This is a genomic window from Blautia sp. AF14-40 (assembly GCF_003479665.1).
Classification (GTDB): domain Bacteria; phylum Bacillota; class Clostridia; order Lachnospirales; family Lachnospiraceae; genus Fusicatenibacter; species Fusicatenibacter saccharivorans.
In genome coordinates this window covers 20208-45826 of the sequence record NZ_QUHK01000009.1, presented here as the reverse complement: position 1 = coordinate 45826, position 25619 = coordinate 20208, and the positions used below count along the sequence as shown (strand labels likewise).

Annotated in this window: 20 protein-coding genes; 17 read left to right on the top strand and 3 right to left on the bottom strand. The window is 47.1% G+C overall.

Annotated features, from left to right (window positions below; all coding sequences use genetic code 11):
- Window positions 1-62: 62 nt before the first annotated feature.
- From DWW13_RS08635 to DWW13_RS08590, 10 genes are all read left to right on the top strand, one after another.
- Window positions 63-1664, top strand: coding sequence for an ABC transporter substrate-binding protein (locus tag DWW13_RS08635; protein WP_173841667.1), 1602 nt, complete (start codon window positions 63-65; stop codon window positions 1662-1664).
- 64 nt (window positions 1665-1728) lie between these two features.
- Window positions 1729-2745 carry an ABC transporter ATP-binding protein gene (locus tag DWW13_RS08630; RefSeq protein ID WP_055227871.1) on the top strand — a complete coding sequence of 339 codons (1017 nt, stop codon included), beginning with the start codon at window positions 1729-1731 and terminating at the stop codon, window positions 2743-2745.
- Window positions 2735-3640: an ATP-binding cassette domain-containing protein gene (locus tag DWW13_RS08625; protein ID WP_118719852.1), complete on the top strand. Its 906-nt coding sequence runs from the start codon at window positions 2735-2737 to the stop codon at window positions 3638-3640. The genes DWW13_RS08630 and DWW13_RS08625 overlap by 11 nt, the downstream gene beginning before the upstream one ends.
- Window positions 3637-4644, top strand: coding sequence for an ABC transporter permease (locus DWW13_RS08620; RefSeq protein WP_118719850.1), 1008 nt, complete (start codon window positions 3637-3639; stop codon window positions 4642-4644). The genes DWW13_RS08625 and DWW13_RS08620 overlap by 4 nt, the downstream gene beginning before the upstream one ends.
- On the top strand, window positions 4641-5534 hold the full coding sequence (locus tag DWW13_RS08615) for an ABC transporter permease (RefSeq protein WP_118719848.1): 894 nt from the start codon (window positions 4641-4643) through the stop codon (window positions 5532-5534). The genes DWW13_RS08620 and DWW13_RS08615 overlap by 4 nt, the downstream gene beginning before the upstream one ends.
- Window positions 5535-5673: 139 nt before the next feature.
- Window positions 5674-7416: a dihydroxy-acid dehydratase gene (gene ilvD / locus DWW13_RS08610; protein WP_055221176.1), complete on the top strand. Its 1743-nt coding sequence runs from the start codon at window positions 5674-5676 to the stop codon at window positions 7414-7416.
- A 174-nt stretch (window positions 7417-7590) separates the two neighbouring features.
- Window positions 7591-7875 carry a hypothetical protein gene (locus DWW13_RS08605; protein ID WP_147342031.1) on the top strand — a complete coding sequence of 95 codons (285 nt, stop codon included), beginning with the start codon at window positions 7591-7593 and terminating at the stop codon, window positions 7873-7875.
- A 229-nt stretch (window positions 7876-8104) separates the two neighbouring features.
- Window positions 8105-8866, top strand: coding sequence for an endonuclease/exonuclease/phosphatase family protein (locus DWW13_RS08600; RefSeq protein WP_022462537.1), 762 nt, complete (start codon window positions 8105-8107; stop codon window positions 8864-8866).
- Between the two features lie 201 nt (window positions 8867-9067).
- On the top strand, window positions 9068-10246 hold the full coding sequence (locus DWW13_RS08595; RefSeq protein ID WP_022462536.1) for a trans-sulfuration enzyme family protein: 1179 nt from the start codon (window positions 9068-9070) through the stop codon (window positions 10244-10246).
- Window positions 10227-11411, top strand: coding sequence for a MalY/PatB family protein (locus DWW13_RS08590; RefSeq protein ID WP_022462535.1), 1185 nt, complete (start codon window positions 10227-10229; stop codon window positions 11409-11411). The genes DWW13_RS08595 and DWW13_RS08590 overlap by 20 nt, the downstream gene beginning before the upstream one ends.
- A gap of 76 nt (window positions 11412-11487) precedes the next feature.
- On the opposite strand, the gene DWW13_RS08585 is transcribed toward DWW13_RS08590, so the two are convergent.
- Both DWW13_RS08585 and DWW13_RS08580 read right to left on the bottom strand, forming a co-directional pair.
- Window positions 11488-12216 carry a hypothetical protein gene (locus DWW13_RS08585; RefSeq protein ID WP_022462534.1) on the bottom strand — a complete coding sequence of 243 codons (729 nt, stop codon included), beginning with the start codon at window positions 12214-12216 and terminating at the stop codon, window positions 11488-11490.
- A 282-nt stretch (window positions 12217-12498) separates the two neighbouring features.
- Complete coding sequence (locus DWW13_RS08580) at window positions 12499-13239, bottom strand: hypothetical protein (protein WP_022462533.1); 741 nt, start codon at window positions 13237-13239, stop codon at window positions 12499-12501.
- 389 nt (window positions 13240-13628) lie between these two features.
- On the opposite strand from DWW13_RS08580, the gene thrH reads away from it, so the two are divergent.
- Entirely contained in the window at window positions 13629-14234 is a 606-nt protein-coding gene (thrH, locus tag DWW13_RS08575) for a bifunctional phosphoserine phosphatase/homoserine phosphotransferase ThrH (RefSeq protein ID WP_118601267.1), read from the top strand.
- 61 nt (window positions 14235-14295) lie between these two features.
- Here the strand turns inward: thrH and DWW13_RS08570 are convergent, their stop codons facing one another.
- Window positions 14296-14853, bottom strand: a complete 558-nt coding sequence (locus DWW13_RS08570; protein ID WP_118601266.1) for a PadR family transcriptional regulator — start codon at window positions 14851-14853, stop codon at window positions 14296-14298.
- A 193-nt stretch (window positions 14854-15046) separates the two neighbouring features.
- Here DWW13_RS08570 and DWW13_RS08565 point away from each other — a divergent pair, with 193 nt between their 5' ends.
- From DWW13_RS08565 to DWW13_RS08535, 6 genes are all read left to right on the top strand, one after another.
- Window positions 15047-15697 (top strand): YczE/YyaS/YitT family protein, encoded by a 651-nt coding sequence (locus DWW13_RS08565; RefSeq protein ID WP_118601265.1) that lies wholly within the window; start codon window positions 15047-15049, stop codon window positions 15695-15697.
- Between the two features lie 47 nt (window positions 15698-15744).
- Window positions 15745-17694 (top strand): oxidoreductase, encoded by a 1950-nt coding sequence (locus tag DWW13_RS08560; protein WP_118697310.1) that lies wholly within the window; start codon window positions 15745-15747, stop codon window positions 17692-17694.
- Window positions 17695-17838: 144 nt separating this feature from the next.
- A complete protein-coding gene (locus tag DWW13_RS08555) occupies window positions 17839-19425 on the top strand; it encodes an AAA family ATPase (protein ID WP_118601263.1) in 1587 nt (528 codons plus the stop codon).
- 229 nt (window positions 19426-19654) lie between these two features.
- Window positions 19655-20416 carry an aldo/keto reductase gene (locus DWW13_RS08550; protein ID WP_226906347.1) on the top strand — a complete coding sequence of 254 codons (762 nt, stop codon included), beginning with the start codon at window positions 19655-19657 and terminating at the stop codon, window positions 20414-20416.
- A 547-nt stretch (window positions 20417-20963) separates the two neighbouring features.
- Window positions 20964-22637: an extracellular solute-binding protein gene (locus DWW13_RS08540; RefSeq protein WP_118595808.1), complete on the top strand. Its 1674-nt coding sequence runs from the start codon at window positions 20964-20966 to the stop codon at window positions 22635-22637.
- An 84-nt stretch (window positions 22638-22721) separates the two neighbouring features.
- Entirely contained in the window at window positions 22722-25619 is a 2898-nt protein-coding gene (locus tag DWW13_RS08535) for a glycosyl hydrolase 115 family protein (RefSeq protein ID WP_118595809.1), read from the top strand.

The following is a 25619-nucleotide window of genomic DNA, read 5'->3' as shown; positions in this document are numbered from 1 at the left end:
GGAGTACAAAGCAAAAAAGCGGTCAGTCCGGGTAAAAACGGTCTGAAAATGGGAGGAAAAGGATGAAAAAGAAAATATTATCTTTGATGCTGATGGTGTCTCTTGCAGCATCCCTTGCGGCATGCGGTCAGGACAGCGGGAAAAACAGCAACAGTACAGATTTGTCGAAAACAGAGACGGAAGTTTCTTCCGGCCAGACAGGGGAGGAAGAGACGACCCTGGTTTACGGTTCTGCTGATTATACCAGGATTAATCCGGCGATGGATGAGCACGGTGAAATTAATCTACTGCTGTTCAACGGACTGACCGCACACGATGCGGATGACAACATTGTTCCGGGTCTGGCAGAAAAATGGGAGTACGATGCAGAAACCTGCACCTACACCTTTCATATCCGGGACGGCATCCAATGGCATGATGGAGAAAAATTTACGGCGGATGATGTGAAATTCACCATCGAAGCGATCATGGATCCGGAAAACGGATCTGAAAATGCACCAAATTATGAGGATGTAGAAGAGATTACAGTTATAGATGACAGCACCGTTTCCTTCCGCCTTTCCGAGCCGAACGTGGCTTTCCTGGAATACATGACGATGGCCATCCTGCCGAAGCACCTGCTGGAAGGTGAAAATATGCAGGAGTCGGATTTCTTCCGAGCACCGGTCGGAACAGGTCCGTACAAGCTGGAAAGCTGGGATGAAGGCCAGTCGATCGTTCTGACAAAAAATGAAAATTATTACCTCGGTGCACCAAAGATTGACAAGGTCATTTTCAAAATTGTACCGGATGATAATGCACAGGCAATGCAGCTGGAATCCGGCGAACTGGATCTGGCGCTGCTTGACCCGAAAAATGCACAGAATTTCAAAGAAAAAGACGGTTTTACCTGCTACGATATGACAACGGCAGATTACCGCGGAATTTTATTTAACTTTGCAAATGATTACTGGACGAAAAACAGAGACATCATTCCGGCGGTATGCTATTCTATTGACCGTCAGGCGATCATTGATTCTGTACTTCTTGGCGAGGGAATGCCGGCATACAGTCCTCTGCAGCGTAACATTTATAATAACGAAAATGTAGAACACTATGATTACAATCCGGAAAAAGCACAGGAAATTCTGGAAGCGGCCGGATGCACCAGAAACAGCGATGGTTTCTATGAGCGGGACGGCGAAGAAATCGGTTTTGTCATCAGCGTGATGTCCGGTGAGCAGGACCGCATTGATATTGCCCAGGCAGCAGCACAGCAGCTCCGGGAAACCGGAATCAACTGTACCGTAGAAATTCCGGCACAGATGGACTGGGGCGGACAGATGGCCTGTTTGATCGGCTGGGGAAGCCCGTTCGATGCGGACGATCATACATATAAGGTTTTCGGCACGGACAAAGGGGCGAATTATTCGAGCTATTCCAATGAAAAAGTAGATGAGTATCTGTCTCTTGCCCGCCAGAGTGACGATCCGGAAGTGCGGAAAGAATATTACGGAAAATTCCAGGAAGAACTGGCAGAAGATCCGGCCTATGCATTCATCTGTTATATTGATGCAAATTATGTGGCAGATTCCGGTATTCAGGGAATTTCCAAAGACACGGTGCTGGGCCACCACGGCGTTGGTATTTTCTGGAATATTCAGGACTGGACAATCGAAGAATAAAAACAAAAAAGCAGACGAAGGAGGTATGGTTACCTCCTTTTTGTCTGTACAGGAGAAAAACGGAATGAAGGAACGATTAAAAGTGGAACATCTTTCCGTCAGCTTTTTTACGGATGAGGGGGAAGTACAGGCGGTCCGCGATGTCAGCTTTTCCCTGAATGCAGGTGAGGTGCTCGCTGTTGTAGGCGAGTCAGGCTGCGGAAAAAGTGTGCTCTGCAAAAGCATTATGAAGCTGCTGCCGGAGAATGCAAAGATCAAAAACGGAAAAATTCTGGTCAATGGAGAAGAAATTGCAGGATACGGGGAGCGAAGAATGCGGGAACTGCGGGGAAAACTGTTCTCGATGGTTTTCCAGAATCCGATGACTTCCTTAAATCCGACGATGACAGTCGGAGCGCAGATTGCAGAGGCAGTGCGGGCGCATCAGAAAGACATGGGAAAAGAAGAAGTGGAACAGAGAGTGACAGAACTGATGCAGCTGGTGGGAATCGAGCAGGCAGAAGAGCGGAAAAAGGCATATCCGTATCACTTTTCCGGCGGAATGCGGCAGCGGATCGTACTGGCGATTGCGCTGGCGGGCAATCCGGAAATTCTGTTTGCTGATGAGCCGACGACAGCGCTGGATGTGACGATTCAGGCACAGATTCTGGACCTGCTTCGGGAAATTCAGAAAAAACTGGGAACGGCGACGGTCTTTGTCACACATGACCTTGGCGTTGTAGCGCGGATCGCAGACCGGGTAGCGGTCATGTATGCAGGAAAAATCGTAGAGATCGGGACCGTGGATGAGATTTTTTATGATCCCCGTCATCCGTATACGTGGGGACTGCTGCGTTCCATACCGGCGTTTTCGAGGGGAAAAGAAAGCCTGCCGTCTATCCCGGGAATGCCGCCGTCTCTTCTCCATCCGCCGAAAGGCGATGCCTTTGCCAGCCGCAATGCTTATGCGCTGGAAATTGATTTTGAGGAGGAGCCGCCGATGTTCCGGGTCACAGACAGCCATTATGCGGCAACATGGCTGCTGGATGAGAGAGCACCGAAGGTTGTGCCGCCGATAGGAGGAAACACAGATGGAACATGAGATTTTGCTGGATGTGCGTCATCTGACCCATATTTTTCCACTGTCCCGGAAAACAGCAGTCAAGGCAGTCGATGATGTATCGTTTCAGATTCGAAGAGGAGAAATTTTTGGACTGGTAGGAGAATCCGGTTCCGGAAAATCTACCGCTGCACGCTGTGTGATGAATATTTATCAGCCATATGCCGGCCAGATTTATTATAAAGGGATTGATACCTGCGACAGAGGCCAGTTCCGGAAAAATAAAAAAATGCTGCAGACGACACGCCAGATGATTTTTCAGGATTCCGGTTCCAGTCTGAATCAGAGGATGAAGGTCCGCGACATTATTGAGGAGCCGATGCGCGTGCAGAAAATCCGGCCGCTGCGGGGAAGCTATGAGGAGGAAGCCAGATTCCAGATGAAATACGTGGGGCTGGATCCGGAATATCTGAAAAAATATCCGGGAGAATTATCCGGCGGACAGCGGCAGCGCGTTGCGATTGCACGGGCTCTGACGATGGAGCCGGAGCTTCTGGTAGCAGATGAGCCGATTGCATCGCTGGACGCGTCGATCCAGGCGCAGATTGTGAATCTGTTCCGCCATTTGCAGAAGGAGCATGGCTTTTCGATCCTGTTCATTGCACACGATCTGGATATGGTCGAATTTTTGTGTGACAGAGTAGGTGTGATGTATCATGGAAAGCTGGTGGAAACCGGTCCGGCAGGAGCCGTGTTTCAAAATCCGCTGCATCCGTATACAAAAGCGCTGATCGCGGCCATTCCGATTCCGGATCCGCGAAGGGAACGGGCGAGAGCCGTTCCGGATTTTGCCAATATGGAATTCTCCCGGAAAGGAACCCTACAGGAAGTGGAAAAAGACCATTTTGTGCTGATGGAGGGAGGCGATGCGACATGAAAAGCCGGAACAGAGTACTTTATTATGGGAAAAAGGCAGCGGCATTTCTGGCAAGTGTTCTGCTGCTGTCTGTGCTCGTATTTTATATTTCAAGGCTTGCGCCGGGAGATCCGCTGGTATCATATTACGGAGACCGCGTGGAAAAAATGACGCCCGAAGAAAGAGCGTGGGCCGAAGAAAAATTGGGATTGAATGATCCCATTTCCGTACAGTATATTCGCTGGGCAGGCAATGCGCTGCATGGGGATTTCGGAATTTCGTACAAATATAAAATGGATGTAACGCGCGTGATCGAGGGAAGAATTGGAAATACGCTGGTGCTTGGCGGCATTGGGTTTCTGCTGATTTTCACCCTCGCGCTGCTTCTTGGAATTCTCTGTGCATGGAAGGAAGACACATGGCTGGACCGCATCATCTGTAAGGTGGGAACCATCACGGGATGTATTCCGGAATTCTGGCTGTCGCTGCTTCTGATTCTTGTTTTTTCCATGCAGCTCAAATGGCTGCCGAGTTCCGGTGCCTACTCTGTTGGAAAACAGGCAGATTTTTCTGACCGTGTCTGTCATCTGATCCTGCCGATGACGGTCGTAGTGCTGAGTCATTTGTGGTATTACGCATACATGATCCGCAATAAAATTCTGGATGAAGTGCGGGAAGAGTATGTGCTTCTGGCAAGAGCCAAGGGGCTGAAACGAAAGACGGTTCTGTTCCGGCATTGCCTGCGGAATACGATTCCGTCGTATCTTGGCATCATGGCCATTTCTGTTCCGCATGTGCTGGGGGGAACCTATATTGTAGAAACGGTTTTCTCGTATCCCGGTATCGGAACGCTGGCGTATGAGAGCGCACGGTACAAAGATTACAATCTTCTGATGCTGCTTTGCCTGATGTCCGGAATCGTTGTGATTCTGTGCAATATGGCGGCACAGATCATCAACGAGAGAATTGATCCGCGGATGCGGGAGAAAGAAGCGGCAGAAACATCGGAGGTAATGATGCTGTGACAGAAAAAACACAATTATTTCAATTTGCAGGAGAGAGGCCTGCAGAAAAAACAGAAGCAGAAAAAAAGAAAAAATGGTATCAGGACCGGCCGGTGGCAGCAGAGCTTTTTCTGGGTCTTCTTGTGCTGGGCTGCCTTTTCTGTCGGCAGATCATGACGAAGGATCCCTCATATATGGATCTGAAAAACTGTTCCGTCATGCCGTGCCGGGAATTTCTGTTTGGAACCGATACGATGGGAAGAGATATTTTCTCGATGATCTGGTACGGCGGCAGAATATCGTTGGCGATCGGTCTGCTTTCTACGCTGATTTCCACTGTGATTGCCGTTCTCTTCGGCGCAGTCAGCGGATGTGCACCGGCGTGGCTGGACGCACTTCTGATGCGGCTGACCGAGATCTTTTTGTCGGTGCCGAATCTTCTTCTTGTCATTTTTCTTCTGGCCGCTGCGGGAAAATCCAATGTGATTACGATTTCTGCCGTGATCGGAATGACAAGCTGGACAAGCATTACAAAGGTTGTGCGGACCGAAGTACGGCAGATCCGGAACAGTGAATACGTGATTGCGTCGCGCTGTATGGGAGGCAGCTTTTTCTATATTTTATGGCACCATCTGGCACCGAACTTTTTTTCGTCTATTATGTTTATGGTGGTTATGAACATCCGAAGTGCGATTGTAGCAGAATCCACACTGAGTTTTATGGGAATCGGTCTTCCACTGGAGGTGATTTCCTGGGGCAGCATGCTGTCACTCTCGGAAAAAGCGCTGATGACAAAGGCATGGTGGATCATTCTGATCCCGGGTGTTTTTCTGATTGTGACGCTGCTTAGTTTTACAAGCATTGGAAATTATCTGCGGAAGCAGGCAAACAGAAAACAGAGAAATCTGTGAGCTGTTCAGAGAGGCTGCGGTCAGTGGGGAATCCCTGCAGACTGCAGCTTTTTTGTCTTGCAATCAAATACAGGGATTGCTATAGTGAAAAGCAGAAAGAGTATTTTTAATACCTAAAAAACAGCGGGAGGAGAAGGAAATGCTGAAGAGTCAGGAAATGCGGAAACTTGCACCGGAGATGGATCCGCTCCGGATTGGAACAGGATGGAAAAAAGAGGATCTTGAAAAACCGCAGATTATGGTGGAGAGTACGTACGGGGACAGCCACCCGGGAAGCGGCCACTTAAATCTGCTGGTCGAGGAAGTGCGGAAAGGCGTTGCGGAAGCGGGGGGCTTCGGGGCGCGGTATTTCTGCACCGACATCTGTGACGGCGAGAGCCAGGGAACGGACGGCATCAACTACAGTCTTGCGAGCCGCGAGATGATCGCCAATATGATCGAGATCCACGCGAATGCGACACCGTTTGACGGCGGCGTCTATCTGTCGAGCTGCGACAAGGGTATGCCGGGCAATCTGATCGGCCTTGCGCGTGTCGATATTCCGGCGGTTGTTGTGCCGGGCGGAACGATGAATGCGGGACCGGAGATGCTGACACTGGAGCAGCTTGGCATGTACAGCGCAAAATTTGAGCGCGGTGAGATCGACGAGGAGAAGCTCGACTGGGCGAAATGCAATGCCTGCCCGAGCTGCGGTGCCTGTTCGTTTATCGGAACGGCATCCACGATGCAGATCATGGCGGAGGCACTCGGCCTCGCCCTGCCTGGAAGCGCTCTGATGCCGGCGACAAGCCCGGATCTTCTGGCATATGCACGGGAGGCAGGCCGCCAGGCGGTAAAACTGGCACAGATGGAGCATATGCGGCCAAGCGATCTTGTGACGAAAGAGAGTTTTGAGAATGCGATTCTTGTCCACGCGGCAATTTCGGGAAGCACAAACTGCCTGCTGCACATCCCGGCCATTGCGCATGAGTTCGGCATCGAGATTACCGGCGACACATTCGATCGTCTGCACCGCAACGCAAGATATCTGCTCGATGTCCGCCCGGCGGGAAGATGGCCGGCAGAGTGCTTCTATTATGCGGGCGGCGTTCCGGCGATTATGGAAGAAATCAAAGATCATCTGCATCTCGATGTGATGACGGTGACCGGAAAGACGCTCGGAGAAAATCTGGCGGAGCTTCGTGAAAATGGATTTTATGAGAAGTGCAGCGGATGGCTCGCAAAATTCAATGAGCGGTATGGAACTTCGATTACAAAAGAAGATATTATCCGCCCGTATGACAAGGCGATCGGAACGGACGGCAGCATCGCTGTTCTGCGCGGAAACCTTGCGCCGGAGGGAGCCGTCATCAAGCACACGGCCTGCCCGAAAGAAATGTTCCACGCCGTCCTCCGTGCCCGACCGTTCGACAGCGAGGAGGAGTGCCTCGATGCCGTGCTGAAACATAAGGTTCAGAAAGGCGACGCCGTCTTCATCCGCTACGAAGGCCCGAAAGGCAGCGGTATGCCGGAGATGTTCTATACTTCCGAGGCAATCAGCAGCGACAAAGAGCTTGGAAAGAGCATCGCGCTTATCACCGACGGCCGTTTTTCCGGCGCCTCCACCGGCCCGGTTATCGGCCACTGCAGTCCCGAAGCTGTAGACGGCGGCCCGATCGCACTCGTCGAGGAAGGGGATTTGATTGAGATTGATGTGAAGGAACGAAAACTTAACATTATCGGAATCGCCGGTGAGCGCAAGTCCATGGAAGAAATCGATGCGATCTTAAAAGAACGCCGCCAAAACTGGAAACCGCGCGAGCCGAAATACAAAAAAGGCGTACTCCGTCTTTTCAGCCTCCACGCAGCAAGCCCGATGAAAGGGGCGTATCTGGAGTACTAAAAATACTTGCGTTTTTCTGGGATGGTCTTTAGAAGTTAAGGCAGAGCAAAAAATGGAGGAAGGAGCAACAGAAAAACAAGTGAAAGAAAATACCTAAAAAACAAACTGTTCCTGTATAATGTTGCATCTCTTCAGAAAATGGTCGGAAGTCCAGATTCTGTCCAGAAGAATGTGGTGCTGGAGAACAATTCGCTGTCGGCGGAGCAGATTACCGGTGTGGAAAACCGAAAGAGCAAGGCAGGCGAAGCCGTTCTTCCGGTACTGCGCAGTGTTTCGCTGTTTCTTCTCGGGCTGCTTGGCGTGCTTCTGATTCTGCTGACGCTGCTTGTGATTGCGGCGGAGGCGGCGCGGATCATCTGCCTTGGACAGGCGGCAAAGAAACAGCAGCAACCGATGCAGAACTCGCCCGCAGATTTCCGGCGGTCGAGCCAGGCGAATATACGCGTGTCTGCCATCTGATCGAGAAACATATCTACGGTGAGATTCTGCTGTCTCCTTATGAGGAACGTACGCTGAACCATTTTCTGGAAAAGCTGATGGAGCCGGTACCGGGCTGCAGCTGGAAAATGCGGCTGAAGCTGCGCTATGCGTGTCTGCGCCGTGTGAATACGAAGAAAAAGAAGAGAAAGCACAGCGCTTTCCAGCAAAAATAAGGGTTAGGAAAACAAATGAAAAGAGGGATTTTACCATGAAATTTGTAACATTTAATATTCGCTGTGATTTTGGCCAGGATGGAGCCAATAATTTTATCTACCGCAGACCGCTGATTCTGGAAAAAATCAGACAGGAAAAGCCGGATATCATCGGTTTTCAGGAGGTACTGCCGCATGTGGCTGCCTGGCTGAAGGAAAATCTGACGGAATATTACATTGCCGGATGTGGAAGAGAAAAGGATCTGACCGGTGAGGCAATGATCATTGCCTATCGGAAAGAACGTTTTCAGAGTGTGAGCCTGGAAACCTTCTGGCTGTCACCGACACCGTACGTGCCGGGATCCCGCTATCCGGTACAGAGTATGTGCCCGCGTACTGCGACGGATGTGGTATTTGAGGATATGGAGACCGGAAAAGTGTTCCGCGTCATCAACACCCATCTGGATCACGAGTGCGCCGGGGCGAGAAAGCTTGGCCTGGAGCAGATTCTCGCACATCTGAGAGCAGAGAAAGCATTTGCCGATGTGCCGGTGATTCTTAGCGGCGACTTCAATGCCGAGCCGGACAGCGAAGAGATGAAACCGCTGAGGGAAACTGCCGGTCTTGTGAATGCGACGGAAGGAATCGGCATTACCTTCCACAACTATCATCGCGATGATCCGAATGATCCGCAGTGCTCGATTGACTACATCATTCTCAAAGGGGACTGGGAACTGAAAAAGGTGGAAAAATGGACGGAGCAGAAGGACGGTGTGTGCCTTTCTGATCATTATCCGATCTGTGCGGAACTTATTTAAAATATGGATGCAAGAGGCGGCCGCCGGGAGAAAAAATCTTCTGGCGGCGTTTTTTTACGATAGTTATAGGAAAAACTTATAACAAGTCAAAGAAAAAAGGGAATATACAAACGCCGCATTTTCTGTTATGATAGGTTACGTTACAAAACCTATCAGATTAGTATAGAAAGAAAAATTACGAAATAACAGGAGATTATTCATATGGCAAGAGGAATTGACACAAAATGTATCCATTTAGAAGAAGACGAAGGACAGTGTAGCCACTACGGCGCACTCAGCTACCCGATTTATCAGACCGCAACGTATGCGCATCCGGGCGTAGGACAGAGCACCGGATTTGATTACAGCAGACTGCAGAACCCGACCAGAGAGCATTTGGAGAAGATGGTGGCTGCACTGGAAAACGGAATTGATGCGTTTGCATTAAGCTCCGGCATGGCAGCGATCTCTCTTCTGATGGAAATGTTCCGCCAGGGCGACCACATCATTGCGGATTCCGATCTGTACGGCGGAAGCATTCGTCTGTTCCACAACGTCAACGAGAAAAACGGCGTCGAGTTTTCCAGCATCGACTGCTGCCGTGATGACGTGGAGAGTTATGTGAAAGAAAATACAAAAGCAATCTACATCGAAACTCCGACGAACCCGATGATGAACGTAACCGACATCCGAAAGATGGCGGATATTGCAAAACGCCACAACCTGATTCTGATTGTGGACAACACCTTTATGTCCCCGTATTTTCAGAATCCGCTCGATCTCGGTGCGGACGTTGTGATTCACAGCGGCACGAAATACCTGAGTGGCCACAACGATACACTGGCAGGCTTTATCGTGACGAACCGCGAAGATATTCAGGAAAAACTGCGTTTCCTGATCAAGACAACAGGTGCAGGCCTTGCTCCGTTTGACTGCTGGCTGGTACTGCGCGGCATGAAGACGCTTGGCATCCGCATGGAACGCTCCCAGGAGAATGCAGAACAGATTGCCGCATGGCTGCAGCAGCAGAAAGCAGTCACAAGAGTGATTTATCCGGGACTGCCGGATCACCCGGGCCATGAGATTATGAAAAAACAGGCAAGAGGCTTCGGTGCCATGCTGACAATCCAGCTCGAGAGCAAAGAGTTTGCCCTTGCCATTCTGGAAAAGGTAAGAATGATCCGTTTCGCAGAGAGCCTCGGCGGCGTGGAGACACTCGTTACGTATCCGACGACGCAGACACATGCCGATGTGCCGAAGGAAATCCGTGAGCGGAACGGAATTACGGAGAGCACCCTTCGCTTCTCTGTTGGAATTGAAAATATCGAGGACCTGATCGGCGAGCTTGAGAAGGTTTTTGCAGAAATTGAGGAAGAGAAAAATGACGGAAAGAAATCTTGATTTTGACAGAATCATCAACCGAAAAAATACAGACTGTTTAAAATATGACTTCGCAGTAAAACGCGGTATGCCAGCCGACGTGCTGCCGCTGTGGGTGGCGGACATGGACTTTGAGACATCCTCCTACATCGAGGATGCGCTGGTAGAGCGTGCGAAAATGGGCATTTACGGCTACAGCGATGCGCAGACTCCGTATTTTGAGGCCGTTGCGGGATGGATGAAACGCCATCACAACTGGGAGCCGAAAGAAGAATGGCTGATCAAAACGCCGGGCGTTGTATTTGCACTTGCGATGGCAGTCAAAGCTTACACCGCGCCTGGGGATGCCGTGCTGATCCAGTCACCGGTTTACTATCCATTTTCGGAAGTCATTGCGGATAACGGCAGAAGAGTTGTCAGCAGCACGCTGGTGCTCGGCAATGATAACCGCTATCACATGGATGTGGCGGATTTCGAGGAGAAGCTGAAAGCTGAAAACGTGAAGCTCTTTTTCCTCTGCAATCCGCACAACCCGGTCGGAAGAGTCTGGACGAAAGAGGAGCTGACGGCGATCGGCGATCTCTGCGTGCAGTACGGCGTGACCGTTGTAAGTGATGAGATCCATGGAGATTTCATTTTTAAGGGCGAGCATCAGGTGTTTGCTGCGATCAAAAAAGAGTACGAGGACATCACGATCACCTGCACCGCGCCGAGTAAGACATTCAATCTGGCAAGTATGATGATGTCAAACATCTTTATCGCCAACCCGGAACTCCGTGCGAAATTCCGGAAACAGCTCGATGCAGCCGGAACGAGCCAGCTTGGTGTGATGGGTCTGGTGGCATGCGAGACGGCATATAATAAGGGCGAGGAGTGGTATGAGGCAATGCTTTCCTATGTGAAGGCAAATGCAGAATTTACAAGGCAGTATGTGGAGGAGCAGATTCCGGGCGTGAAGATGATCGACCTGGAGGGAACATATCTCGTATGGCTCGATTTCCGCGAGACGGGGCTTTCTGTCGACGAACTGGAAGACCTGATCATCAACAAGGCGAAGCTGTGGCTCGACAGCGGCAAGATCTTCGGAGACTGCGGTCGCGGCTTCCAGCGGATCAACATCGCCTGCCCGCGCGCAACCCTGACCGAGGCACTGGAGCGGATTCGGGATGCGATGAAAAGCAGATAAAGCCACACCGATGAGATGCGTAGCATTTTGGAAGTTGGCTCTGAACAGTGACGAAAACATGTTGAAAAGGCGCAGCTTACGGAACATCTTTTTGGGAGATATGATTTTTTTTGTGTCTCCGGTAGAGAAAGAAGAAAGCTGCGCCTCCGCATATCAAAACGAGTACTTTCACCGGAATCTGATATACCGGATACACAGAGGTATAAATGCAATGATATTCTGGCGAAGAAACTTCGCTTTCCTCAGCAGGGCTCGGGCTCCAGGAAAAAGATGCCAGAATTCGAAAATATTTTTTATCAGAAGAAAACTGGCTATAAGGAAGATAAAAATCTGGGTTTCCAGGCGTTGTGATTTTCCGTTCCAGCGTCCAGGGTTCTTCCGTGCTGTTCCGAGTCCACAATTCTGCTTTTTCTAATTCAAAAAGATACATCAGTGGATCTGTCTCCAGACGGATAAAGTCTTCTTTCGCAGTTCTTACCTGGGTTATATTTTGAAAATCGAAAACTGTCTGATATAACAAAGAACGATCTGATTTTTCCTGATAGGTGAGTACATTTGCGGCATACAGATCTTGGAAACTTTTTGTCTTTTCAGATCGTTTAAAAAAATAGAAATCGATAGGTTTGGAAGAAGTTTTTCGATACTCGTTTTCTAAACTGGATTCTATTGGCGAAGCATTTTCTGGTACGTTTTCTTTTAAAAAAGAGCACAATACCGTATCGTCATTTTCGAATGCAGTGTCTGCTTTGACTGGAACAGAAAAACAGAATAACAGGGTGAAAAATAAAAATTTGATTTTTTTCATAATGAGTTACCTCTTATTTATGGCTTTATTCAGTTGATGCCGGATTTAAAAGTTTTTTTGAATGGTTGTTCTGTACTTTTTGTTCCTGCAATTCCTAAAACATTCATAATCTGCCCGTTTTTCTACGAGTAATGGCGACTTGCTCATGATTTTACTTAAATTACTTGAAAATACCTTAAACACAATTTGCCTATCAGAGAAATTTGTGCTTCTGGATAGGCAAATTGTTACTTTGAAAGAGTAATTAGAAATTAAATGTATTTGTATGTGGTGAATGAAAGTTTAATAACTTAGGTTCATTGTTTTATATGCAGTATAGGCTGTTCCTGATGGAGAGTAGCTAATTCCACCACCGTTGTAGGAAAAAGAGATACTGTAGCCGGTTTTCTGGGGATTATATAAGTATCCCATTACAATTCTTTTATCACTGCTATTACCTGCAGTAGCGTGACAGTATGTAACACCTTTAAGCTTCATGGCATAGTCGGGTGTTCCTAGTTGACTCCCTGAAAATTCAGCACCAGATAATTGCTGATTATTTGCAGTAAGAGTTCCACCGACTTTCCAATCGTTCATAGTATTATCTTTGTACCATAATTTTCCACCATATTCATACGGTCTCATAGCAGCGCCTAATTGAAAAGAAAAACTGTCTTTTCCGCGAGGTTGTTTATTAGAAGTAAACTCGTATGTTGGATAGATATAAATGGTTGATGCATTTTTAAAAGCTGATGCAGTAAAGGAAATACCGGTTAAAGTTTCGCTACTGAGTATCGATATTTGATTTTCGATATTTGAATTAATATATTCAAAATGTTTACCTCCACTTTTTAAGTCATCCACAATGAACTGCATGACGTCATCATCCAGCTTTTCTATTTCCTTTTGTGGCATTCCGGTTTTTAATAGATATGCTTTGTTAGATAGAACAACATTATTATCTGCCTTTACATTGCAAATTACCATATTTAAGGACAGAATACAACAAATAAAAAATGCAAGACATGTTTTTAATTTTTTCATGATGAGTGGTCTCCTTTCATAAGTATTGTTGGATGGTTTTAGTTTTTTATTTATCCTTAGATTAGTGCACTATCTGAAAAGTAAATTCGTTCGTTAATATGGATGATAAAATAGAAAATTAATAAAAATGATTGTAATTATTATATAAATATATGAAAAATAAATCAATAGTCAAAAAACATATAAATAAATATATGAATTTGTAAAAAACAACGATTTTGTAAAAAGAATGTAATTTTAGAGAGATATATACGTATAAAAAAATAAAACGTGATTTTAATTTGCAGTGATATGGATTCTATGATATAGTGTGGTAAAGTGATGCTGTGAAAAAAAACAAAACCCCGTCGGCAAACAAGGCGGGCAGCGCAGGAAAGGGGATTATAACAATGTATATTACATGCCTGGACGTAGAAGGAGTACTGGTACCGGAGATCTGGATCGCGTTTGCAGAGGCAAGCGGAATCCCGGAACTCAAAAAAACGACACGCGACGAACCGGATTACGATAAACTGATGAGATGGAGACTTGGAATCTTAAAAGAGCACGGCCTGGGACTGAAAGAGATTCAGGCTACGATTGAGAAGATTGATCCACTGCCGGGCGCAAGAGAGTTCCTCGACGAGCTGCGCACCTTCTCCCAGGTGATCCTGATCAGCGACACCTTCACGGAGTTTGCCGCACCGCTGATGAAAAAACTCGGCTATCCGACCCTGTTCTGCAACTCCCTGGAAGTCGCAGACGACGGAGAGATCACCGGCTTTAAGATGAGAGTCGAGCAGTCGAAGCTCACCACGGTCAAAGCACTGCAGTCTATCGGATTCGAAACGATCGCAAGCGGCGATTCCTATAATGACCTCGGCATGATTCAGGCAAGCAAGGCAGGATTCCTGTTCCGCTCGACCGATAAGATCAAAGCCGACTATCCGCAGATCCCGGCGTATGAGACGTATGAGGAGCTGCTTGGAGCGATCAAAAAGGCAATGGAGAAATAAGTATAAATACGTTTATAAAAAATGCAGAGAACCGAAAAAACAGGTTCTCTGCATTTTTTAATTATTTTTTTAATTCCGCAGACCGCTGCTCACCAAGTTTGATGCATTCCTGAATCCACTGCAGTGCAGCTTCTTCCCGGTACACCGCGCCGCGCAGGACGAGATAATCCGAAAACGCGCGGTCATCTGTGGGAGGGATTTCATCAAACTTTTTCTGGTTTTCCAGCAGATGTTCCAGATGCTTCTGATGCTGGGAAAGCTGGTCGGCAAGAAAACGCTGCTGAAAATCCGGCGAAGCGCCGTCGAGGAAGAAGAGCCGCAGGCGGGATTCATCCTTGGATGCCGTCTGGATCGGGCAGAGCGTTTCTTCCCATTCCGAAAAATCGCGCCGTCCTTCATCGGTGATCGTATAGACCTTCTTCTCCAGCACATTTCCCGTGATTTCCACCCGATACTGGATCAGCCCCTCGGCGTTCAGTGATTTCAGTTCCGGATAAATCTGGCTGTGCTTTGCATTCCAGAATTCAAATAAGGTTGTCTCAAATTCTTTCGACAGTTCATAGCCTGTCATTTCATTTCGGTTCAAAAGTCCGAGAATCGCATATTTCAAAGTTCCCATTCGCATGAAACTCCTTTATCCAAATAATTTTTCAAAACCGTTTTGCTTTTGTGTTTTTGAGTATAGCACAGCTTCACCGGAAAATCCACAGAAAAAATAAGTAAAATAAAACATGTAAAAGTTGACATGTTTTGCGGTTGGTGATAAGATAACAAAGAATTACAATTATGAGGAAAGGATTTGAACTGCACCTATGACAAACAACAAAAAAGACCTTCTGAAACGTTACCTGATTTTTCTTGCGGGACTGTTTGTAAACTCCCTCGGGGTTGCACTCATCACCAAAGCAAATCTCGGAACGTCTCCGATCTCTTCGATCCCTTACGTATTAAGTCTTAACTTTGCATTATCTCTCGGAAACTTTACGATCATCTTCAGCATCCTGCTGATCGTTCTCCAGATTGTGATTCTCGGAAAGAATTTCAAACCGGAATCCCTTCTTCAGATCCCGGTATCCATTGCCTTTGGATTTTTCATTGATTTCAGTATGATTCTGTTAAACGCACTGAATCCGCAGATGTATGCGGCAAAAGTTGCTTATCTTCTGATCGGATGTCTGATCCTCGGCGTCGGTGTTTACATGGAAGTGCTCGCTGATGTTGTCATGCTGCCGGGCGAATCCTTTGTCCGCGCGGTTGTTGCCAGATGGGAAACGGAGTTCGGTGTGACGAAAATCGCATTCGATGTTTCGATGGCCGTCATTGCCGCTGCCGCTTCGTTCTTCCTGGCGCGTGAGCTGAACGGTGTCCGCGAGGGAACCATCGTAGCAGCCCTTCTGGTCGGATTCATTGCCAGAACGATTGGCAAAAAACTGCATTTCCTTCCGGGGATGCTGTTTGAATAAAAAAAAATGGGGTATTTTACAGATTTAAAAAAGAGGAGGAAGCAAAAATGAAATACGATTACCCACACCTTTGCAGCCCGATTACCATTGCAGGAAAGACCTTCCCGCACCGCATGTTTTCCGCACCGATGGGCGGAACTGATATCACGAACGACGGATGTATCGGACCGAAGTCCGCAGCATTCTATGAGCTTCGCGCAAAGGGCGGAGCAGCAGCTGTCACCGTCAGCGAGTGCATGGTACACCCGGTAACCGATGGTTCCCATGCGTATCATCTGGATACCGCAGTCTTAAATTCCCTGGCATCTGCAACGTACGCTGCCGATGCAATTTCCCGCCACGGCGCTGTGCCGAGCCTGGAGCTGTCCCATTCCGGTATGTATGCCGGAACTTACATGACCGATAAAACGAGACAGCACGAAATGTGCCAGTGGGGCCCGTCCGACACGACACGCCCGGACGGCGTACCGGTCCGCGCACTGTCGAAAGAGCAGATTGATGAGATCGTACAGGCATACGGAACGGTAGCAGGCCTTGCCAAACGCGCCGGTTTCGAGATGATCATGATCCACGGCGGCCACGGCTGGCTGATCAACCAGTTCCTCTCCCCGTATTTCAACCACAGAACCGATGAGTACGGCGGAAGCCTGGAAAACCGCTGCCGCTTTGCCTGTCAGGTACTCGATGCCGTCCGCGCCGCTGTCGGCCCGATGTTCCCGATCGAGTTCCGTTTCAGCGGTTCCGAGCTGTTCGAGGGCGGCTATGATCTGGAAGAAGGTGTCCGCATCGCACAGACATTGGAGTCCCGCATCGATCTGCTTCACGTTTCCGCCGGAACGTATCAGAGAGGCTTCGGCGATACGCATCCGTCGATGTTCAAAGACCACGGATGCAACGTTTACCTCGCAGCCGAGATCAAAAAACACGTTTCCATTCCGGTCGCAACGATCGGCGGTCTGAATGATCCGGCGCAGATGGAAGAGATCATCGCATCCGGAAAAGCCGATGTTGTTTACATGGCAAGAGCCCTTCTCGCAGATCCATTCCTGCCGCGCAAAGTCATGGAAAACCGTTCCGAAGATATCGTGCACTGCCTGCGGTGCTTCACCTGTATGGCAGAGCGTGCGGCAACCGGCACGAGACGATGCACCGTCAATCCGCTGATCGGAAGAGAGATGGAGGGCGATGAAGTACAGCCGGCTCTGGTGAAGAAAAAAGTCCTCATCGCAGGAGGAGGCCCTGGAGGACTGTATGCGGCATGGACTGCAGCAAGAAGAGGCCACAGCGTGGTGCTCTGCGAGAAAGAAGTAGCGCTCGGCGGTATCTTAAAGAGCGAAATTGCCCTGCCGTTTAAACGGGAAATGTTCGCGCTGACCGAGACCTACGAGCGTTTCGCAAGAAATGCAGGTGTGGAAATCCGCTTCAACACCGAGGTAACACCGGAGTACGTCGAGAAAGAAGCACCGGATGCCCTCATCATCGCCGCAGGCTCCCGTCCGCTTGTTCCGCCGATCAAAGGCATGGATGGAGAGCAGGTTGTCGTTGTCAATGAGCTGTACCGCAATCTCGACAAGATTTCCGACAAAGTCGTTGTCATGGGCGGCGGCCTCGCCGGATGCGAGTGTGCGATCTCTCTTGGCATGGAAGGAAAAGAAGTTCAGCTCGTCGAAATGCGCGACGCCCTCGCCCCGGATGCAAACGTCCGCCACCGCCCGCTGCTCTTAAAAGAAATCGAAAAACAGGTCAAAGCCGTCCACACCGGTTACCGCGCCGAGGAGATCACCCCGGAAGGCGTATGGTGCACCGATGCGAATGGGGAGCGCCACCTCGTAGAAGGAACCACCGTCATCTGCGCCCTCGGCCAGAGAGCAAGAACCGACGTTGTAGAGCAGCTCCGTAATACCGCGCCGTTTGTACGCGTGATCGGAGACGCAAGACGTGTATCTACCATCACCAATGCCGTATATCAGGGGTATCATGCGGCGCTGGATATTTAATCAAGAATAGAAATTTTGGAAATGCTGTACCATGGAAAAAGAATCCGTGGTGCAGCATTTTTTAAAAGATAAAGTCTACCAATCCGCGTTTTTTCCGTGTATAATGAATGTATCAGTCAGAAAAAATGTGAACAGGAGGACGCCATGGGAAGATTTTTAAATCCGGGAAATGAAGCATTTTCGGAAGTCATTCATTCGGAAATTTATGTAGATAAAACACCGCTTCTGGAATACACCAATAAAGTAATCAGTACGACATCAAAATTTATCTGCAGCAGCCGTCCCAGACGTTTTGGAAAGTCGATTACAGCGGAGATGCTGTCAGCATACTACAGCAAGGGCTGTGATTCCAGAGCACTGTTTGCAGATTATGCGATTTGCAAGGCTTCGTCTTTTGAAAAACATCTGAATCAGTACGATGTCATTCATTTTGATGTACAATGGTGCATGATGGACGCCGGGAATGCGGATCAGGTTGTGGAATATATCAATCATGGAATACTGCAGGAACTGAAGGAAAAATACGGAGAGTTGATTCCGGATACGGTAAAAACTGCTTATGGTGCGATGTCTTATATCAAGGCTGCCAGCGGAAACAAATTTGTTGTCATCATCGATGAATGGGATGTACTGATCCGTGATGAGGCACAGAATCATAAAGTACAGGAAAAGTATATTGATTTTCTGCGTGGCATGTTTAAAGGGTCAGAACCGTCAAAATATATTGCATTGGCGTATCTGACAGGAATTCTGCCGATCAAGAAATTAAAGACACAGTCCGCTCTCAACAATTTTGAAGAATTTACCATGCTGGATGCAGGAAGAATGGCACCGTATGTTGGCTTTACAGAAGAGGAAGTGCATGATTTATGCGACAGGTACGGACAGATCTATGAGCAGGTGAAATTATGGTATGATGGATATTCTCTGGAAGGGTATCAGGTATATAATCCAAAAGCCGTTGTCAGCCTGATGCTGAATGGAAAATATAAAAGCTACTGGTCCAATACCGGCAGCTATGAAGCAATCGTGCCACTGATTAACATGAATTTCGACGGACTGCGGGCGGCAATTATAGAAATGATGTCGGGGGCCGCCGTGGATGTGGATGTGACATCTTTCCAGAATGATACCGTAAGCTTCGCCAACCGGGATGATGTACTGACGTATCTGATCCACTTGGGATATCTGGCTTACGATCAGGACAGGGAGCAGGTTTTTATTCCAAATGAGGAAATCAGACATGAATTAAACAATGCGGTGAAACGCAATAAATGGAATGAAATGATTACTTTTCAGAAGGAATCCGCAGATTTGCTGGATGCAACCCTGGATATGGATGAAAAAGCGGTAGCAGATGGGATAGAGCGAATTCATCAGGAGTACAGTTCGGTGATCCAATATAATGATGAAAATTCCCTGAGCAGCGTGCTTACGATAGCATATTTAAGCTCTATGCAGTATTATTTCCAACCCGTAAGAGAGCTACCGACCGGACGCGGTTTTGCAGATTTTGTTTATCTTCCGAAACCGGAATACAGAACAAGTTATCCGGCGCTGCTGGTAGAACTTAAGTGGAACAAAAGCACAGATACTGCCATAGAGCAGATCTGGGATAAAAAATATCCGGATTCTATTCTGGAATATACAGGAAATATTCTTCTGGTGGGAATTAACTACAATAAAAAGACGAAAGAACATGAGTGCAGGATTGAAAAGATAAAAAGATAGAAAACCGAATGCTGAGAGGAAAAACGTCATATCATGGACAACGGAATTCATGATATGACGTTTTTGTAAATATTTCAGTCGATACGAAATAGGAATGAACGATTAGATTTTAGAAATTTTTTTAAAAAAGTCCTTGACCGGTAGCAACTCCCGGGTGATAAGCTAAAGCTACAAAGACAGGGAAATAACAAAATATCACACATCAAAATAAAACAGGGAGGTTATGATGATGAACTTTACATTAAGCAATCAGGTGCAGATTCCGGCAGTGGGAATCGGAACCTTTATGATGACACCAGATCAGGCAGAGCAGGCGGTTGTGGACGCATTAGCCTGCGGATACCGCATGATCGACACTGCACAGGCTTACATGAATGAGCGCGCGGTCGGACGCGGAATCAAAAGATCCGGTGTGGCAAGAGAGGACATTTTCATCTCCACCAAAATCTGGGCAAGCCAGTATCTGACAGAAGGAACCGTAGAAAAGAGTCTGGAACTGCTTGGAACCGACTACATCGATCTGATGTTTATCCATCAGCCTGCAGGTGATTTCATGGCAGGATACCGTAAACTGGAAACGGTAGCGATCCGTCCGATGGTAAACCAGATTGAAATGCATCCGTACTTCGCACAGGAGTCTGCATTAAAAGTCATGGAAGAGTACCAGATCGTGCCGGAGGCATGGGCACCGCTCGGCGGAGGACGCCACAATCCGTTTGACAACGAGATGGTAAAAGAAATCGCTGCCGCACACGGAAAGACCGTAGGACAGGTTGTTCTGCGCTGGAATGTGCAGCGCGGCGTTGTGGTCATTCCGAAATCGGTTCACAAAGCGAGAATCGAAGAGAATTTCCAGATATGGGATTTTACACTGACTGAAGAGGAGATGCAGAAAATCAGTTCACTGGATCTTGGCTATCAGGGAACTGCGGTCAAGCATTTTGATCCGGAATTTGTTAAAATGTGCAATATCAGAAAGATCCACGAATAAAACAGGGCGGTTTGGTTTCCAACTGCTGTAAGATCATTTTTGCACAGGCAGACGTTGCGTTCCTGGATCCAGAATATTCGATGTCTGTACCATTCCAGTAGGTCATTTCCGGTGCGTTTGATACCTTAAGCTATGCAATGGAAACATATTTCGGCAAACCGGAGGAAAACAATCTGTCCGATGATATCAATGAGGCACTTGCGGCAGAACTGCTGAAAGGAAAAACATATAACTCTTAAAATTTCTTGCAGGATTTCACCCTGTGTGGTACATTATAGTTATGAATTGCGGTGGCCGTCTTCGGACAACACCTTGAAAGAGCCTGATGCGTCAGGCTCTTTTTATTACAGGTTTTAGCTTGCTTATTTAATTGAAGTGGCTAACATGGGGCTGCCCTTGGTGTGCAAGAAGTAGAAAGCAATAAAATAAAAACAATAATGACAATATCTAAGCCAGAGGCCTAGGTGTTATTTTTAGCAAGTATTATTGCAGAATATCAGGTGCTTATTATAACAAATAGAAAGAGGAAATGAGACAGGGGAAAAGAATGAAGAAAAAAACAACAATATTATTACTGGCAGGGAGTCTGATGATAGCTGGAATAGCTGCTCTCCTGTACCAGAGCCAGAACAGCAGAAATCAGATCCGTCATTATACGGCCTTTTTTTCAACAACAGGGGAAGAGATCACTTCGGATAATGATATGAAAAAGAAGATCGCTGAACAGATCGGAGCCGATTGTGAAGAAACATGGCTGAAAGGACAGACAAAGGATAATGCACTGAATGCTTATATTGCAGCCGGCGAGTATCCGGATTTTATTTCCGGCGAAAGTAAATTATATGATGCAGGAGCACTGATTCCCATTGACGAATACTGGGACAATTATCCCAATATAAAAAATTATCTGACAGAGGAACAGTGGGACCTGTTTCGGCAGGCAGACGGACATATCTACTGGATTCCACAATTCGGAGTTTCACAGGGACAGGACACGGAAGTAATCCACAGCGGAGAAGCTTTCTGGATTCAGACAAGAGTTTTGAAATGGGCAGACTATCCGGAAATCACGACGGTGGATGAATATTTTGATCTTCTGGAACGGTATCAGGAAGCAAATCCCTGTCTGGAAAATGGAACACCGAATATTCCGTTTGCTATTTTATGCGATGACTGGAGATACTTTTGTCTGGAGAATGTTCCTCAATTTCTGGATGGATATCCGAATGATGGGAGCTGCATCGTAGATCCAGATACACTGCAGGTCATTGACTATAATACAACACCGACAGCCAAAAGATACTATCAGAAATTAAATGAAGAATACAAAAAAGGAATGATCAGCCCGGAAACATTTCTGGATACTTATGAAGAATATCTGGATAAGCTGTCCACAGGTGCTGTTCTTGGTATGGTGGATCAAAGATGGCAGTTTTATTATGCCATACAGACAGCGTATGATTCCGGAAATCTGCGCAGTTATGGATGTGATTATGTGCCACTTCCGATAACAATAGACAAAAAAGTAAAGAATCAGTGGCATACGGCAAGATCAGCAGAGCTGGATACCGCGTCAGGACTTTCTATTACCATTTCCTGTGAAGACCCGGAAGGGGCAATGCAGTTTGTAAATAACCTCCTTGATCCGGAGATTACGAAATTACGTTTCTGGGGAGAAGAAAATCTGGATTATTCGATAGACGAAAACGGAATATTTTATCTGAATGAGGAGCAGGGCGTAAGGGTAAATGATCGGAAACTGAAAAAGACGCATTTTTGTACATATTCCTATTTTCCAAGGAGTGAAGGAATGCTGTCAGATGGAATCAATGCATTTTCGCCGGAAAATCAACCGGTAGAATTCTGGAAAAGCCAGCCCCGGGATATACAGGAATGTTTTGAGGCGTATGGAGTAACAAACTATGTAGATATGCTTGGGAGAAATGATGCGCCGGGAGTGTGGTATCCCATGTATTCGTATACCAATTCACTGACATCAAATACACAGGCAGGACAGACACTGGAACGGATGGATGAAGTAAAACACCGGTGGCTTCCGCAGGTGATTCTGGCACAGAATTTTGAAGAAACATGGAATTCCTATATGGAAGCATACAACGCATGCGATCCACAGAGCTATTTTGAGGATTTACAGAAAGAGCTCGATCAACGAATGAACAAAAAGAATAGCAATTTTTGCATATTGAATGACAAGAACTAAATAGTCCGAAGGCCCCTATTTGTTTACAATGGTGATAACCAGTAAACAGATGGGGGCTTTTTATAAAATACGGGAGGGAATCCTATGAGAATTTGTCTGGAGCAAAGTGCCTTTCCGGGCGTAATCAGAGTTACGGAAAAGGTAGCACACGATGTGGAACTTGTATCGGGAAAGAAACCGCAGATTCTGGTAGAAAAAGAGATACCGGAAACACTGGAAAGCAGCGGGGAGGACTGGACGATCATTGCCGCGACGAAAGGAAAAAGCAGCTTCCTGAAAAAGCTGGAAGAAGCCGGGAGTGCGGAATTAAAAGAGCTGGAACAAAAGAGAGAATGCTATGCATGGATTTTTCCTGAAATAAAAAACAGGACAAAATCGAACCTTCTTGTAATTGCCGGGAGCGACAAAAGAGGAACGATTTATGGCCTTTTTCATTTATCGGAAATGCTGGGAGTCTCACCGTTTGTCGACTGGTGCGGACTGATGCCGCCAAAGCAGGAAAAGATAGAACTGAGGGAAGACATGGCCTGTATCAGCAAAGAGCCATCCGTCAGATACCGGGGATTTTTTATTAATGATGAATGGCCGGCATTTGGAAACTGGTGCAATCATAATTTTGGCGGCTTTAATGCAAAAGCTTATGATCATGTATTTGAACTTTTACTCAGATTAAAAGGAAATTATCTCTGGCCGGCTATGTGGAGCGCAAGATTTGCAGATGATGGACCGGACCTCTTAAATGCGGAGCTTGCAGATGAATACGGAATTATTATGGGAATGTCACATCATGAGCCGTGCTTAAGGCAGGGGGAAGAATACAAATATCTCAGAGGTAAGAATTCTGTTTACGGAGATGCCTGGAATTTCAGAACAAACAGAGAGGGAATTACAAAATTCTGGGAAGATGGACTGAAAAGAAGCGGAAAGTTTGAAAATGTAATCACCGTCGGCATGCGTGGAGAAGCGGATACTGCGATCATGGGAAAGAATGCAACACTGGAAGATAATATTCAGTTGCTGCGGGATGTACTGAAAACGCAGAAAAAACTGATTCAGGAACGTGTAAATCCTGATCTGACCAAGGTTCCGCGCATGATAGCCTTATACAAAGAAGTAGAAGAATTTTTCTATGGAAATGAAAAAACAAAGGGACTAATGGGAGCAGAGGAGTTAGAGGATGTGATTCTGATGCTCTGTGATGATAACTATGGAAATCTCCGGACACTTCCAACAGAAGAGATGCGAAAACATGCGGGCGGCTATGGTATGTATTATCATCTGGACTACCACGGATGGCCGGTTTCCTATGAGTGGATCAACAGTTCTTATCTGCCGAAAATCTGGGAGCAGATGAGTATGGCATACGATTTTGGTGTGCGGGAACTCTGGATGGTAAATGTCGGAGACATCGCCACACAGGAATTTCCACTGAGCTTTTTTCTGGACATGGCGTATGACTTTGATCGCTGGGGAAGCAGGGCGCTTAACTGCACGCAGGAGTACACCAGAAAGTGGGTGAGACAGCAATTCGGTTCTGTGGAAGAAGAGACACAGGACACTATTGCAGACATTTTAGAGCAGTACACAAAAATCATCCACAGAAGAAGGCCGGAAGCACTGAACCCGGAGACGTATCATCCGGTGCAGGAAAAGGAAAGCAGCAGGATCTTCGAAGAAGAAGAGCAGCTTTTGAAAAAACTGCAGGACGTATATGAAACAATTGAAAAAACGAATCCGCAGAATCTGTCCGCATTTATCGCGCTTGTATATTATCCGGCATTTGGGACAATGAATCTTGTGAAGATGCAGATTCTTGCAGGCTGGAATCATTATTATGCTAATCTTGGTGCGGTCTGTGCCAATGATTATGGGGATGAAGTGGAAAGATGCATGGAACAGGATCGAAAAGCTGTGGAAATGTATCATCAGATGGATCAGGGAAGATGGTATGGAATGGGAATGTCACAGCATATTGGATTTACACACTGGAATGAAGATGAATGCAGGAATCCAGTCGTTATGCGGGTCATACCATTAAAGAAAAGATCCATCCTTGTGGCAGCAGACGGCACGGCGCAGCATGCGGAAGGAAGCCCGTGGCTGGATAACACGATGAAATTAAAGGATTTCTTAAATCCGGACTGTACCAGAGCATCCGTCACCCTATATAGCCGGAGTGATTTAAAGGCAGAGTACAAAGTTCTGAAAAAACCGGGCTGGCTGTCTGTGGAGCCGATGGAAGGATGGCTGGATGGCGTGAGCCAGAAGAAAGTGCGGCTGAATCTTACCTTGATAAAACAGAGATTACCGGAAACGAACCAGGATACTATTCAGGATTCGCTCGAGATTGCAACACCGGAAGGAAAATGTGAGATTACAGTGCCGGTTTATACAGGAAATCTACAGGATAAGAAAAATGTATTTGTGGATACAATGGGGTATCTCAGCATCGAAGCGGCACATTATGTAAATTCTGTTCCTGGAAATTACAAAGACAGACAGGTAAAATTTGAAAATCTGCAGGGATATGGAAAGACGAATTCAGCGATGAAGGCATTTCCATCCGATGCCTGCACAGTTCCGGGACAGGATGCGCCGTATCTGGAGTATCAATTTGTTTTGGAAGAAAGCGGAACATATGAAGCAGAATTCTATATGCAGCCATCCAATCCGGTTACCAGAGAGAATCAACTTCTTTATGCGGTCAGGATAAATGAAGAGATGACAGAAACCGTAAACGCAGTGGAGAAAGATTATCAGGTCGGTGATCAGGCAGAGAAATGGGCAGAAGGTGTTCTGAGTCAGATTCGAAGACAAACAGTTTCGATAAAATGCAGAGCAGGGTTCAATACACTTCGGGTCTATCATGTGACACCCGGCTTCGTTCTCGAAAAAATCGTGATTTATCCGATGGGGGAAAAGCCGGAAGAAAGTTATCTTGGACCGGCAGAAACGTATCACGGCAGACAGGAGGAAAAATAA

What these genes read in the sequence shown, in the direction of transcription:
- DWW13_RS08635 (WP_173841667.1), top strand. Translation starts at nt 63, where the DNA reads ATGAAAAAGAAAATATTATCTTTGATGCTGATGGTGTCTCTTGCAGCA.
- DWW13_RS08630 (WP_055227871.1), top strand. Translation starts at nt 1,729, where the DNA reads ATGAAGGAACGATTAAAAGTGGAACATCTTTCCGTCAGCTTTTTTACG.
- DWW13_RS08625 (WP_118719852.1), top strand. Translation starts at nt 2,735, where the DNA reads ATGGAACATGAGATTTTGCTGGATGTGCGTCATCTGACCCATATTTTT.
- DWW13_RS08620 (WP_118719850.1), top strand. Translation starts at nt 3,637, where the DNA reads ATGAAAAGCCGGAACAGAGTACTTTATTATGGGAAAAAGGCAGCGGCA.
- ilvD (WP_055221176.1), top strand. Translation starts at nt 5,674, where the DNA reads ATGCTGAAGAGTCAGGAAATGCGGAAACTTGCACCGGAGATGGATCCG.
- DWW13_RS08600 (WP_022462537.1), top strand. Translation starts at nt 8,105, where the DNA reads ATGAAATTTGTAACATTTAATATTCGCTGTGATTTTGGCCAGGATGGA.
- DWW13_RS08595 (WP_022462536.1), top strand. Translation starts at nt 9,068, where the DNA reads ATGGCAAGAGGAATTGACACAAAATGTATCCATTTAGAAGAAGACGAA.
- DWW13_RS08590 (WP_022462535.1), top strand. Translation starts at nt 10,227, where the DNA reads ATGACGGAAAGAAATCTTGATTTTGACAGAATCATCAACCGAAAAAAT.
- DWW13_RS08585 (WP_022462534.1), bottom strand. Translation starts at nt 12,216, where the DNA reads ATGAAAAAAATCAAATTTTTATTTTTCACCCTGTTATTCTGTTTTTCT.
- DWW13_RS08580 (WP_022462533.1), bottom strand. Translation starts at nt 13,239, where the DNA reads ATGAAAAAATTAAAAACATGTCTTGCATTTTTTATTTGTTGTATTCTG.
- thrH (WP_118601267.1), top strand. Translation starts at nt 13,629, where the DNA reads ATGTATATTACATGCCTGGACGTAGAAGGAGTACTGGTACCGGAGATC.
- DWW13_RS08570 (WP_118601266.1), bottom strand. Translation starts at nt 14,853, where the DNA reads ATGGGAACTTTGAAATATGCGATTCTCGGACTTTTGAACCGAAATGAA.
- DWW13_RS08565 (WP_118601265.1), top strand. Translation starts at nt 15,047, where the DNA reads ATGACAAACAACAAAAAAGACCTTCTGAAACGTTACCTGATTTTTCTT.
- DWW13_RS08560 (WP_118697310.1), top strand. Translation starts at nt 15,745, where the DNA reads ATGAAATACGATTACCCACACCTTTGCAGCCCGATTACCATTGCAGGA.
- DWW13_RS08555 (WP_118601263.1), top strand. Translation starts at nt 17,839, where the DNA reads ATGGGAAGATTTTTAAATCCGGGAAATGAAGCATTTTCGGAAGTCATT.
- DWW13_RS08550 (WP_226906347.1), top strand. Translation starts at nt 19,655, where the DNA reads ATGAACTTTACATTAAGCAATCAGGTGCAGATTCCGGCAGTGGGAATC.
- DWW13_RS08540 (WP_118595808.1), top strand. Translation starts at nt 20,964, where the DNA reads ATGAAGAAAAAAACAACAATATTATTACTGGCAGGGAGTCTGATGATA.
- DWW13_RS08535 (WP_118595809.1), top strand. Translation starts at nt 22,722, where the DNA reads ATGAGAATTTGTCTGGAGCAAAGTGCCTTTCCGGGCGTAATCAGAGTT.